Consider the following 11,800-nt stretch of genomic DNA (forward strand, 5'->3'; position numbering starts at 1 on the left):
GCGACGGTCGGCGCGTTGTTCCCCGTGACGGCCGTGGCGGGGAAGACCCCCGAGCCCCCACCACGGCCGCTGAAGACCTCTTACGCCAGCCCGGCTCGCTCCAAGGCCTCACTGCCGGCCCGCAGGGAGGCGATCCGCTCCTCCAGGGTGAAGCCGGCGGGGGCGAGGCTGAGCGTGGTGACCCCGGCAGCGGCGTAGGCCTTCATCCGGTCGGCGATGCGGTCGACGGAGCCCAGCAGCGTGGTCTTGTCGATGAGGTCCTGCGGGATCGCCGCAGCGGCACCCTGCTTGTCCCCGGACAGGTACTTCTGCTGGATCTCGGCGGCCTCCTTCTCGTACCCCATGCGCTGCGCGAGCCGGTTGTAGAAGTTCTGCTTGGCGCTGCCCATACCACCGACGTACAACGCGGTGTAGGGGCGGAACGTGTCCGCGAGCCGGGCCACGTCACGGTCGTCACCGACGGCGATCGGCAGGGTCGGACACACGTCGAACCCTTCGAGGGTCTTGCCCGCCTTCTCCCGGCCCGCGCGCACATGGGTGAGCGTGGTGTCCTCAAGGTGGTCGGCGGACGGGAAGATCAGCAGGGCGCCGTCGGCGATCTCCCCGGCCTGCTCCAGGTTCTTCGGCCCGATCGCGGCGATGTACAACGGGATGTGCTCGCGCTGCGGGTGCACGGTCAGCCTGAGCGGCTTGCCCGGGCCACCGGGCAGCGGCAGCGTCCAGTGCTCGCCCTCGTAGGTCAGCCGCTCACGGGTCATCGCCCTGCGGACGATCTCCACGTACTCGCGGGTGCGGGCCAGCGGCTTGTCGAACCTGACGCCGTACCAGCCTTCGGAGACCTGCGGGCCGGAGACGCCGAGGCCGAGCCGGAACCGGCCGCCGGAGAGGGAGTCGAGCGTGGCCGCCGTCATCGCGGTCATCGCCGGCTGGCGGGCGGGGATCTGGAAGATGGCCGAGCCGACGTCGATGCGCTCGGTCTGCGCAGCGACCCAGCTGAGCACCGTCGCCGCGTCGGAGCCGTACGCCTCGGCGGCCCAGCAAACGGAGTAGCCCAGTCGCTCGGCCTCCTGCGCCACGGCCAGATTGTCCCCGTCCATTCCGGCACCCCAGTAGCCGAGGTTGATCCCGAGCTGCATGACCCATTCCCCTTACCCGCGAGTAACGTCTCTGTGGCGGAGACCTTAGCGCGCGGGTGGGGACAGGGGCAGTGCGCGGCCCGCGATGCGGGGCGGATCACGCCTTGCGCGCAGCCCTCCGAAGTTATCCACAGGCAACCCACGGCAGCAGTTCTGGCCAGTAATCTCGCGGGCATGGAGCAGAGGCATCTCGGCCGCACTGGCCTGCGCGTGTCCCGGATCGGCCTCGGCACCCTCACCTGGGGCCGGAGCACCGACGAACACGACGCCGCGGACATGCTGAAGACGTTCTGGGAGGCTGGCGGAACCCTGGTCGACACCGCGGACGTCTACGGCAACGGCGAGGCGGAGTACCTGCTCGGACGCCTCATGGACGGTCTCGTCCCGCGCCAGGATCTGATCATCTCGACCAAGGCGGGCAGCATCCCCGACCCGGACCGCCGCGTGGACGGCTCCCGCGGCCATCTGCTCGCTGCCCTCGACGCCTCCCTGGCCCGCCTGGGCACGGACCACGTCGACCTGTGGCACATCCACGCCTACGACCCCAACACCCCGTTGGAGGAGACGCTCCAGGCCCTCGACCTCGCCGTCAGCAGCGGTCGGGCCCGGTACACCGGAGTGTCCGCCTTCTGCGGCTGGCAACTCGCCAGGGCAGCCACCTGGCAGCTCGCGGCACCGGGCACCCGCACCAGGCTGGCCGGCACGCAGATGGAGTACTCACTGCTCCAACGGGGTGTGGAGCGGGAAGTTCTGCCCGCCGCGCTCGACCTCGGCATCGGCTTGCTGCCCTCCTCACCACTGGGCCGGGGAGTGCTGACCGGCAAGTACCGGCACAGCACCCCCTCGGACTCGCGCGGCGCCTGTGAGCATATGGCGCCGTTCGTCGAGCCGTACCTGGACGACACCGCGACCCGCATCGTGGACGCGGTGTCCACCGCCGCCGATGGACTCGCGGTCACCCCGCTCCAGGTGGCGCTCGCCTGGATCCGGGACCGGCCCGCTGTCGCCGCGCCGATCGTCGGCGCGCGCAACGCGCAGCAGCTCGCGGCTGCGTTGTCAGTGGAGACCCTTAGTCTTCCTGACGAGATCTGCCGGGCACTCGACGACGTGTCGGCGCCCGTGCACCGCTATCCCGATCACGACTGGAGCACGCTGTGAGCACGGAGCCGGAGACCGCGGAGGAAGCCGGGCCGAGGACACCGGACAGGCCGGAGGTGGCCCCGGGGCAGCCGGATGCCCCGGGGGAACACCATGCGGACGGCGATGACGGGACAGAGGCCGACACACAGGCCGACGGGGCCAGGGAGGCCGACGGGACCACGAGAACCACGGAGGCTACGCAAGGCACGGAGGCCGACAGCGCGGACGGCGAGCGGAACTCAGCACGTACGGACACCACCGCCGTCGCCGAGGTCTCCGAAGCCGAGGCCGAACTGGCCGCACAGCGAATCGAGCGGGAGCGGATCGAGCGGCGCAAGGCCGGCAAGACGAGCCCGATCGAGAGCGGCGCCAAACTCAGCGGCAAGGCAGCCGACCTGCTCGCGGCGGTACGCGCGGTAGAGGGCGGCGAGAAACCGGCCTCCACGGTGTTCGGCGACTCCGACCCGGCTCCGCGCCGCCCGGCACCGGCTCCCGGGCACCGACCGCAGCCGGCCCCCACGCCCGGCGCGCCCGCGTCGAAGACCGTGGAGGCCGTGCGCGGAGTGCTGGCCGAGGGCGGCGCCCCCGATGCGCTGGCACCCCAGGTCGCCGCGGTTCTCGGTGAGGGTGCCGACGCCGTGCTCCGGAAGGATCCCTGGCAGTTGCTCCGGGCCGGCGGCGTGCGGCCCGATCAAGCCGATGGCTTCGCCCGGGCGCTGCTCGGCGCCGGCTGCGGGACGGACGACGAACGGCGGGGCCGCGCGGTAGCCGTCTGGCTGTTGGAGCAGGCGGCCGTGGCGGGCCACACGGCACTGGAACTGCCCGTGCTCAGTGCGGCGCTGGGCCGGCAGGGGGTGCCTGACCCGGACGCCGCGGTACAGAGCACACTCGCCTCGGGCGAGGCCCTGGTGTTCCAGGACGCCTTGGAAGAACCGGGAGCCCCGGCCCGGCGCGAGGAGCAGCCAGCAGGACAGCGGGCGGAGCGGACGACGGAGCCGGGCGGTGGCCCCCAGGACGATGAGGAAGGACTGCCGGTCCGGGTCCTCGTCGGCCTGGAGCGGTACGCGCTGGCTGAGGAGAGCCTCGCCGACGGTCTGGCCCGGCTGGTCAACTCGCTGCCCGAGGAGGGCGAGGAGAGCTGGCGAGAGGCTGCTCGGGAGGTGTCCGGCGCCGCGACGGAGCTGGTGCGCGCGGTCACCGTCCACGGATTGGTGCTGCACACGGGCGGGGAGGCGGCCCGCGCCGAACCGGCAGCGCTCCTCCATGCCGCCCGGACCGCGGGCCTGCGTGTGTTCGCAGCCTGCCACACGCCCGACGGCTGCCACCGCCTCGCGGAGCTGCTAGGTGGGGATGCGGCAGAGCAGCTTGTGGGGACGGTCGCCGGTCTCCTGTCCGGCGCCGAGGGGCCCGGTCGCGACGCGGAAGGCACTCTGGAGCTGGATCTGCTGATCGTGCTGGACGCGCCCCAGCTCGACGTGGAGAGCGCCGCGGCGCTGGTGGAGTCGTTGCCCGACGGCGGCAGGCTGGTGTTCAGCGGCGATCCGTCGGCGCTCTGGTCGGCCGGTCCGGGCCGGGTCTTCGCCGACCTGCTCGGCGTCCGCGCCTGCCCCCGGATCGTCTCCCGCGCCCCCGACCCGGGCCCGATCGGTGAACTGGTCTCGGGCATCGGGGCCGGCGAACTGGACCAGGTGGCCGCACCCGGCAAGGAGATCGTGATCGTCCCGGTGCGGGATGCGGGCGAGGCTGTCCACCGGACCGTGCAGCTGGTCGCGGACTCGGTGCCGCGGGCGCTCGGTGTTCCGGCCGGACAGACCGTGGTCATCACTCCGGGACACGGCGGCGCCGCCGGCACCCGCGCCCTCAATGCCGCTTTGAAGGAACGCCTCAACCCCGGCCCCGGGCAGTTCGGCGGCTTCGACCCCGGCGACCGGATCGCCTACTCCCCCGCACCCGGCCGCACGATGCCCGGCGTGGTGGTGAAGGCCGACATCGACGGACTGCACCTGTCGTGCACGGGCGCCGCCGTCGTCGTCGTACCGCGCGACCGCGTGGCGGGTTCCGTACGGCACGGCTGGGCACTGACCGCCCACCAGGCGGTGGGCACCCGGTGGGCGGCGGCGGTCGTGGTCCTGCCCGGTGACGCCGTGCAGGCGCTCAGCAGACCCTGGGTGTACACGGCGTTCGGCCGGGCGCTGCGCCATCTGTCCGTGGTCCACGGAGCAGAGCAGGCACTAGCGAGGGCAGTCGCCGAAGTCCCGGCCAAGCCCCGCACGACCCGGCTCCAGACTTTGCTGCGCACGCAGCTGCTGTCCTCGAACTGAGCGGCGTCCGGTGGTGCCGCAGGGGCCCAAGGCCGGTACGGCACCACCGACTACCGCCTCACCTCTCGGTGTCCAGCGGCTCCAGGTCCGCGTTCCGTGTTCCCGCCCTACGCTCCTGGGCGTCCTCGCCGTTCTCCTCGTCGTCGATGAAGTCGAAATCGCCCTCGTCTCCGATCTCGTCGGAGACGTCGTCGAACACCGCACTGACGTCGAAGCGGCACACCACCCGTTGCGGATCGACGGGCTCGAAGGGTGTCTCCAGCCACTCACCGGCCTCGGGAGTCTCATCCGCCGCGGTCACCCAGAGTGTGGAGTCGCCCTCCTCCAGGCCGAACTCTCTGTGCCGGGAGGCGATCTCGTCCGGTTCGAACTCGCCGAAGAGAACACCCAGCGCTCCGGGGACGGTATCGGCGACGCCCTCGTCCGCCCCGCCGACGTCCTGGTACTCCGCCGCCTCGACCCGTTGAGCCTGCGCCAGCAATCGGTGGGGCTCCGCCACGGTGTAGTCACGGCGGATCAGCACGCTGACCGTGTGCGGTTCCTCCGGACCCGTGTACCTCGGCAGCGAGTCCTCCGCACCGGGGATCTCGAAGGGCGTCACCTCGTCGTAGCAGTCGTAGAGCAGCTCGTCGTACGCCTCGGCGGCCGCGGCGAGCTGGTTGAACGCCTCGGAGACGGTCGGGTCGTCCTCCCCCGACCTGCGTTCGACCGCAGCCAGATGACGGTCGAGCGCGGTCTTGACCGCCTCGGCGGCGGCGCGTACCTCGGCAGCGGTGGGCTGCGCAGCATCAGACATAGTGCAGACGCTATCCGTACCGGGCACCAGCCCGCACAATAGATGCGATGCCGGAATACGAATTTGTCGACGTGTACGTGCCTCGCGGGGTGTCCCGCAAGGAGGCCACGCGGCTGCTGACGGACCATGCCGAGTACGGACACTGGGAGTTGGACCGACTGAGTCTGCTGCGGGACGGCAGCCGCAAAGTGCGGTTGCGCCGGCGGATCATCCGCCAGGTACGCGCCACGTGGTGAGGCGGAACGCCTGAGCAGAGCGGGTCCCGCCGGTATGGCGGGACCCGCTCCGTCCGACCGCTGTCCCGGCCCTCCTACCCGCCGGACCATCACCCCATGGCCCGAGCCTTGCGGTAGAGCACCGCGCCCGCGAGCAGCGCGCCCGCACCGGCGGGCAGCACAAGGCCCAGCGGCACGTCATTGCCGGTGTGTGCGAGCTGGGCGGTGACCGGGGTCCTGCCGGAGCCGGCGCCCTGCGCCTCGACGCGGGACGACGCCTCCTTCACCTGCGACGATCCAGGGGACGCGGGGCCGCCGTGAGGGGGCGGGGTACCCGGTGTACCGGAGTGCCCCGGCTTACCGGGGTGGTGTGGGGTTCCGGGGTGACCCGGGTGACCAGGATGGCCGGGATGGCCGGGATGACCGGGGTGACCAGGGTGGCCCGGATGACCGGGATGCCCGGGGTGATTGCCGTGTCCGCCACCGTTCGCGCAGTCGTCGCCCGTGGTGGCGTTGCCGCCCCCGATCACGTTGACGCTGTTGCCGCACACGTTCACCGGAACATCGATCGGCGCCTGCACAGTGTTGCCGGAACCAACCCCCGGCGAGCCGCTGGTGTGGCCGCCGGCGTGCGTGCCGCCGGAGCCACCGTGGCCCATCGAAGTGCCGCCGCGATGGACGCATTTGTTACCCATCGACGGGTTGAGAAGCCCGACGACATTCACGGTGTTGCCGCAGACGTTCACCGGCGCGTGCACCGGCGCCTGCACGGTGTTGCCGGACAGTACGCCCGGTGAGCCAGCGGCGGTGCCGGACGTGACCGAGTCGGCGTGGGCGTAGCCGCCCGCCGCGGCGATCACTCCGGTTGCAGCCGCCATGGTCATCAGGCCCTTGCGAGTGCCTTGCCGCATGCTGAATTCCCCCCTGCCTTCGTTGCTGGAAAAGACCGGTCGGCCTCGGAACGCATGGCACGCGCTCCGAGGCCGACGGCTCGTAGAAGAAGCCCCTCAGGGCGGGCACCCCTGTCAGGACAGAAGTCCCTCCAGGGAGCCGGCGTCAGTTGTTGACGCAGGTGTTGCCGAAGGCGGGGTTCAGGAGCCCGATCACGTTGATCGTGTTGCCGCACACGTTCACCGGGACGTGCACGGGCACCTGGATGACGTTGCCGGAGACGACGCCCGGGGAGTGCACGGCAGCACCCTGGGCACCGGAGTCGGCGACGGCCAGGCCCGCGCCCGCGAGAACCAGCCCACCGGTGGCAGCCGCAGCAGCGACGACCTTCTTGATCATTATTCCTCCTAGTTGGCAATGCGATCCCAAGGTGCGGGGATCACGTCACCTGTAACGAGGAGGGAGTAATGGAGCTACGAGCTTATGGTCGCATTCACCCATCTCAGTCGATCCCGCACGGCTGCCCGATTACCGTGACTCGCGCCCCCGGCGCGACACGACGTCACGAGGCGTCGATGAACCGGTCCAGCACCCGCACGCCGAACCGCAGCCCGTCCACCGGCACCCGCTCGTCGACGCCGTGGAACATACCGGCGAAATCCAACTCCGGCGGCAACTTCAGCGGCGCGAAGCCGAAGCCCCGGATGCCGAGGTCGTCGAAGGACTTGGCGTCGGTACCGCCGGAGAGCATGTAGGGGATCGCCTTGGCCGTCGGGTCCTCGGCCAGCAGCGCGGACTGCATGGCCGCCACCAGCGCCCCGTCGAAGCCGGTCTCCAACGCCTTGTCGGCGTGCACGTCCTCGCGGCGGACGTTCGGCCCCAGGAGCCGGTCGAGGTCGCCCAGGAACTCCTGCTCGTATCCGGGCAGGAAACGTCCGTCGATGTGCGCGGTGGCCTCGCCCGGGATGACGTTGACCTTGTAGCCGGCGTTCAGCTGCGTGGGGTTGGCGGTGTTGCTCAGAGTCGCGCCGATCAGCTTGGCGATCCCGCCCAGCTCGGCCAGGGTGGACTCCATGTCCTCCGGGTCCAGCTCGATGCCGAGCGCATCGCCCAGTTCGTCGAGGAAGGCCCTGGTGGTCTTGGTCACCCGTACCGGGAACTTGTGGCGGCCGACCCGGGCGACGGCCTCGGACAGCTCGGTGATGGCATTGTCGCGATGGATCATGGAACCGTGCCCGGCGGTGCCGGCCACGGTGAGTTTCATCCAGTGCATGCCCTTCTCGGCGGTCTGGATCAGGTAGAGCCGCCGCTGCTCGTTCACGGTGAAGGAGAAGCCGCCCACCTCGCTGATCGCCTCGGTGACGCCCTCGAACAGTTCGGGGTGACGGTCGACCAGGTGGCGGGCGCCATAGGTGCCGCCTGCCTCCTCGTCGGCGAGGAAGGCGACCACGATGTCCCGCGGAGGCCGCCGCCCACTACGCAGCCGATCGCGTACGACGGCGAGCGTCATGGCGTCCATGTCCTTCATGTCGACGGCCCCTCGCCCCCAGACGCAGCCGTCGGTGACCTCACCCGAGAACGGGTGGTGCGTCCAGTCGTCGGCATTGGCCGGTACGACGTCCAGGTGACCGTGGATCAACAGCGCGGGCCGTGAGGGGTCCTCTCCCTCGATGCGAGCCACCGTCGAGGCACGGCCCGGGTGAGACTCGAAGATCTTCGGCTCCAGCCCCATCTCGGCGAGCTTCTCGGCGACCCACTCGGCGGCCTTGCGCTCACCGGGCCCGGAGTGGTCTCCGTAGTTGCTGGTGTCGAACCGGATCAGCTCGCGGCAGAGGTCCACGACCTCGTCCTCGCCGGTGATCCCGCCGGCGGCGCCCGTCTCGCTCACGCTGCTTCCTCCCGTCGTCACTGCTGGTGGTCCCCCCATCCTCCCTCCGGCCCCGCCCAGGGCCCAAGACCCGTCCCGGCCCGTCACACGCCGTTCACCCGTGACCGCCGCCGGAGACGGGGGGTGATCAGCCATCCTCGAAAGCCTGGTAATGTTTCCTCCGTCGCCGCGAGGAAAGCCCCGCCCACGGGAACTTTCGCACGACAGACACCTTGTCCGGGTGGCGGAATGGCAGACGCGCTAGCTTGAGGTGCTAGTGCCCTTTATCGGGCGTGGGGGTTCAAGTCCCCCCTCGGACACCAGCTGAGACCCCTGTACATCAGGGGTTTTCTGCTTTTCCGGGCTGTGGCGTGACCGACCACGTGACCGACGCCCCAGCGATTCCCCAGGTCAGACCAAGGATGCGGGATCGAGTCGACCCGCACCGGAGGCGGCATTTCCGCGCTCCGTCCTTACGAGCGTCCGTACGTGCCCCTCTTCGGGTGCGGTCGTCCGGGACGCGCGGCTCACCAGCCGTCGGCCTCCTAGACTTGACGTGTGGCCCGGCCCAATGACGAGGTCGAGGCGCTCCTTAAGGAGTACGCGGACCTCATCGCCATCACGGGGGGCGACGCCTTCAAGGTGCGCGCCTACGAGAAGGCGGCGCGCGCCATCGGCGGCTATCCCACCGACATCTCACGGCTGGACACGAGTGGTCTCCGGGAGATCCCGAACGTGGGCCGGTCGATCGCGCAGAAGGTCGCCGAGTATCTGCGCACCGGGAGGATGGCCGTCATCGAGGAACGCCGGACGGCGATCCCGGTCGGTGTACGGGAGCTGATCAGGATTCCGACCCTCGGGCCGAAGAAGGCGCTGCGGCTCTACGAGGACCTGCACATCGCGTCGGTGGACCAGCTGGCCGCGGCCATCGAGGCGGATGCACTGGCCGACCTGAAGGGCTTCGGCGAGAAGACGCAGGAGAACATCCGGCACGGCATCGAGATACTGCGGACGGCGGGTGGCCGGGTTTCGCTGCCCTTGGCGCTGGACACCGCCGAGGAGGTCATCACCGCGCTCTCCGGGGTTCCGGGCTGCCGGCGATGTGCGTACGCCGGGTCTCTGCGGCGCATGCGGGAGACCGTCGGGGACCTCGATGTCCTGGTGGCGGCACGACGGTCGGCGCCGTTCATGGCGGCGTTGTGCGACCTGCCAACCACCGGGGACGTCATCGCACGGGGCGCCAAGAAGACGTCGGTGCGCACGACCAAGGGGCTGCAGGTGGACCTGCGGGTGTTGCCGCCGGAGTCGTGGGGCGCCGGGCTGCAGTACTTCACCGGTTCCAAGGCGCACAACATCCGCACCCGCACCATCGCCGTGCACCAGGGGCTGAAACTCTCCGAATACGGTCTGTTCGACGCCGGCAGTGGGACGTCGGTCGCCTCCCGCACCGAGGAGGAGGTGTATGCCCGGCTCGGGCTGCCGTGGATCCCGCCGACGCTGCGGGAGGACCGCGGGGAGATCGAGGCGGCGCTGCGCGGCACGCTACCCGAACTGGTGACCGAGCGGGACATCCGTGGCGACCTGCACAGCCACACCGATCTCACGGACGGGCTCGCCCCACTGGAGGCGATGGTGGAGGCCGCCGCCGAGCGCGGCTACGCGTACTACGCGGTCACCGACCACGCGCCCAACCTGTATATGCAGCGCATGACCGAGGAGAAGATCCTCGCCCAGCGCGAGCGACTGCGGGAACTGGACGGCACCCGGCACCGGATGCGGCTGCTGCACGGCACGGAACTCAACATCGGTCCGGACGGAGAGGTGGACTGGCCCGGGGAGTTCCTGGCCGGTTTCGATCTGTGTGTGGCCTCGCTGCACTCCCATTTCGATCAGGACCGGGCCACCATGACCAGGCGGCTGGTGCGCGCTTGCGAGAACCCGTACGTCGACGTCCTCGGGCACCCGACCGCCCGGTTGATCGGCAGGCGGCCGGGCGTCGACGCCGACTGGGAGGAGGTGTTCGCGGCCTGCGCGCGCACCGGCACCGCGCTGGAGGTCAACGCCCAGCCGGACCGCCTCGATCTGTGCGACGAGTACATCCTGCGTGCCAGGGCGCACGGCGTGAAGTTCGCCGTGAACACCGATGCGCACTCCGTCCCGCACCTGGCGCAGCTGCGCTACGGCGTCGGCACCGCGCAGCGCGGCTGGCTCACCCGGGACGACGTGATCAACACCTGGCCGCTGACCCGGCTACGCCGCTTTCTGCGCAGGAGTGTGCGCGGATGACCCGGTGGCGGAGTCGGTGCCTCAGGGGCGCCGTACGGCGAGGGTGCCCTCGTCCCCGTGCTCGATCCGGGTGCCGAAGTCCCGGCTGCACCGGGCCAGGGACTCGCGCAGCCACGCGGTGTCCTCTGCCGGTGCCCGCTCCAGGCGCATCCGGCGCGCCCGCAGGGGCACCATCCGCAGACCGGTCAGCCGGCCGGTGGTGGGCTCGACCGAGGCCAGGTACAGCAGCCGCAGATCGTCCCGGTAGCGCTCGTACCCACCGATGCCCTCGTAGTCGTTGACGAGGTCTCCGCACCCGTACAGGACGAGTCTGCCCCGGTACACCTCCAGCGGGCGCGGGTGGTGTGAGGAGTGCCCGTGCACGATGTGGGCGCCGGCGTCGATCAGCGCGTGGGCGAACCGGACCTCGCCAAAGGAGACGGCGTAGCCCCAGTTCGCGCCCCAGTGGAGGGAGGCGACCACGATGTCACCGGGGCGCGCGGTGCCGTGCACCCGGTCGGCGAAGTCCGCCACGGCCGACGGAGTCGGAGCGGCGACCAGGGCGACGCCGGGCCGCTCGGCGGTGGCGGCCCAGCCGGCCGGGACACCACTGGAGGGGAGCCCGAAGGAGAACACCAGCACGCGTCCGCCGGTCGGCAGGGGGACGGTCGCCGGCCGCAGCGCCTCCTCCTTGTCCCGGCCCGCGCCGGCCGTGCGCAGGCCCGCTCGGGCCAGGGTGTCCAGCGTCTCTTCCAGGCCGAGTGGCCCGAAGTCGAGGACGTGGTTGTTGGCGAGCGTGCAGACGTCCGGGCGGGCCGCAGTGAGGCAGGGCAGGTTGGCCGGGTTCATCCGGTAGTGGACGCCCTTGCCCGGGGCGAAGTCGCCGTCCCGGGTGACGGCGGTCTCCAGGTTGATCACGCGTGCGTCCGGCGCGGCGGCGTCCAGTGCCGCCAGCGCCTCGCCCCAGGGCCAGGCGGGCCCGACCGGCTGGGGTATCGGGCCGTTCGCGGCCTCGGCCAGGGCGACGTAGTCCCGGGCGTCGCGGAGGTACGCCTCTCTCAGGGCCGGGTCGCCGGGGTGCGCGAGGATCTGGTCGATGCCCCTGCCGAGCATGACGTCACCGGCGAGGAACAGGTCGACAGCGTGCTCGTGCATGGTGCCTGGCCCAG

10 protein-coding genes and 1 tRNA gene are annotated in these 11,800 nt (G+C 71.0%); 5 read left to right on the forward strand and 6 right to left on the reverse strand.

Annotated features, from left to right (window positions below):
* Nucleotides 1-80: 80 nt before the first annotated feature.
* Nucleotides 81-1,136: an LLM class F420-dependent oxidoreductase gene (locus LK06_RS05160; RefSeq protein WP_043433700.1), complete on the reverse strand. Its 1,056-nt coding sequence runs from the start codon at nt 1,134-1,136 to the stop codon at nt 81-83.
* A 174-nt stretch (nt 1,137-1,310) separates the two neighbouring features.
* Here LK06_RS05160 and LK06_RS05165 point away from each other — a divergent pair, with 174 nt between their 5' ends.
* Nucleotides 1,311-2,294 (forward strand): aldo/keto reductase, encoded by a 984-nt coding sequence (locus LK06_RS05165; protein ID WP_043407296.1) that lies wholly within the window; start codon nt 1,311-1,313, stop codon nt 2,292-2,294.
* Nucleotides 2,291-4,597, forward strand: coding sequence for an ATP-dependent DNA helicase (locus LK06_RS05170; RefSeq protein WP_107430811.1), 2,307 nt, complete (start codon nt 2,291-2,293; stop codon nt 4,595-4,597). Before LK06_RS05165 ends, LK06_RS05170 begins: the two co-directional genes overlap by 4 nt.
* 58 nt (nt 4,598-4,655) lie before the next feature.
* Here the strand turns inward: LK06_RS05170 and LK06_RS05175 are convergent, their stop codons facing one another.
* On the reverse strand, nt 4,656-5,393 hold the full coding sequence (locus LK06_RS05175; protein WP_043407299.1) for a hypothetical protein: 738 nt from the start codon (nt 5,391-5,393) through the stop codon (nt 4,656-4,658).
* A 47-nt stretch (nt 5,394-5,440) separates the two neighbouring features.
* Here LK06_RS05175 and LK06_RS05180 point away from each other — a divergent pair, with 47 nt between their 5' ends.
* The gene (locus LK06_RS05180; protein ID WP_043407302.1) at nt 5,441-5,629 is read left to right on the forward strand and encodes a DUF5703 family protein; all 189 of its coding nucleotides are present in this window, start codon (nt 5,441-5,443) and stop codon (nt 5,627-5,629) included.
* A gap of 89 nt (nt 5,630-5,718) precedes the next feature.
* Here LK06_RS05180 and LK06_RS05185 read toward each other — a convergent pair whose 3' ends face one another.
* The 3 genes from LK06_RS05185 to LK06_RS05195 form a co-directional block, all read right to left on the reverse strand.
* A complete protein-coding gene (locus LK06_RS05185) occupies nt 5,719-6,519 on the reverse strand; it encodes a chaplin (RefSeq protein WP_043433228.1) in 801 nt (266 codons plus the stop codon).
* Between the two features lie 145 nt (nt 6,520-6,664).
* Nucleotides 6,665-6,898: a chaplin ChpH gene (gene chpH / locus LK06_RS05190; protein ID WP_039651765.1), complete on the reverse strand. Its 234-nt coding sequence runs from the start codon at nt 6,896-6,898 to the stop codon at nt 6,665-6,667.
* Between the two features lie 163 nt (nt 6,899-7,061).
* Entirely contained in the window at nt 7,062-8,387 is a 1,326-nt protein-coding gene (locus LK06_RS05195; RefSeq protein WP_039651764.1) for a M20/M25/M40 family metallo-hydrolase, read from the reverse strand.
* Nucleotides 8,388-8,601: 214 nt separating this feature from the next.
* On the opposite strand from LK06_RS05195, the gene LK06_RS05200 reads away from it, so the two are divergent.
* Both LK06_RS05200 and polX read left to right on the forward strand, forming a co-directional pair.
* Nucleotides 8,602-8,689: transfer RNA gene (locus LK06_RS05200), tRNA-Leu, on the forward strand.
* A gap of 235 nt (nt 8,690-8,924) precedes the next feature.
* Nucleotides 8,925-10,652 (forward strand): DNA polymerase/3'-5' exonuclease PolX, encoded by a 1,728-nt coding sequence (gene polX, locus LK06_RS05205; protein WP_043433225.1) that lies wholly within the window; start codon nt 8,925-8,927, stop codon nt 10,650-10,652.
* 21 nt (nt 10,653-10,673) lie between these two features.
* On the opposite strand, the gene LK06_RS05210 is transcribed toward polX, so the two are convergent.
* On the reverse strand, nt 10,674-11,786 hold the full coding sequence (locus LK06_RS05210) for a CapA family protein (RefSeq protein WP_039651761.1): 1,113 nt from the start codon (nt 11,784-11,786) through the stop codon (nt 10,674-10,676).
* Between the last annotated feature and the right edge of the window lie 14 nt (nt 11,787-11,800).

The organism is Streptomyces pluripotens (assembly GCF_000802245.2).
In the GTDB taxonomy this organism is placed as follows: domain Bacteria; phylum Actinomycetota; class Actinomycetes; order Streptomycetales; family Streptomycetaceae; genus Streptomyces; species Streptomyces pluripotens.

Bases quoted from the DNA above. Each gene is read 5' to 3' on its own strand.
- LK06_RS05160 (WP_043433700.1), bottom strand. From the start codon at position 1,136: ATGCAGCTCGGGATCAACCTCGGCTACTGGGGTGCCGGAATGGACGGG.
- LK06_RS05165 (WP_043407296.1), top strand. From the start codon at position 1,311: ATGGAGCAGAGGCATCTCGGCCGCACTGGCCTGCGCGTGTCCCGGATC.
- LK06_RS05175 (WP_043407299.1), bottom strand. From the start codon at position 5,393: ATGTCTGATGCTGCGCAGCCCACCGCTGCCGAGGTACGCGCCGCCGCC.
- LK06_RS05180 (WP_043407302.1), top strand. From the start codon at position 5,441: ATGCCGGAATACGAATTTGTCGACGTGTACGTGCCTCGCGGGGTGTCC.
- LK06_RS05185 (WP_043433228.1), bottom strand. From the start codon at position 6,519: ATGCGGCAAGGCACTCGCAAGGGCCTGATGACCATGGCGGCTGCAACC.
- chpH (WP_039651765.1), bottom strand. From the start codon at position 6,898: ATGATCAAGAAGGTCGTCGCTGCTGCGGCTGCCACCGGTGGGCTGGTT.
- LK06_RS05210 (WP_039651761.1), bottom strand. From the start codon at position 11,786: ATGCACGAGCACGCTGTCGACCTGTTCCTCGCCGGTGACGTCATGCTC.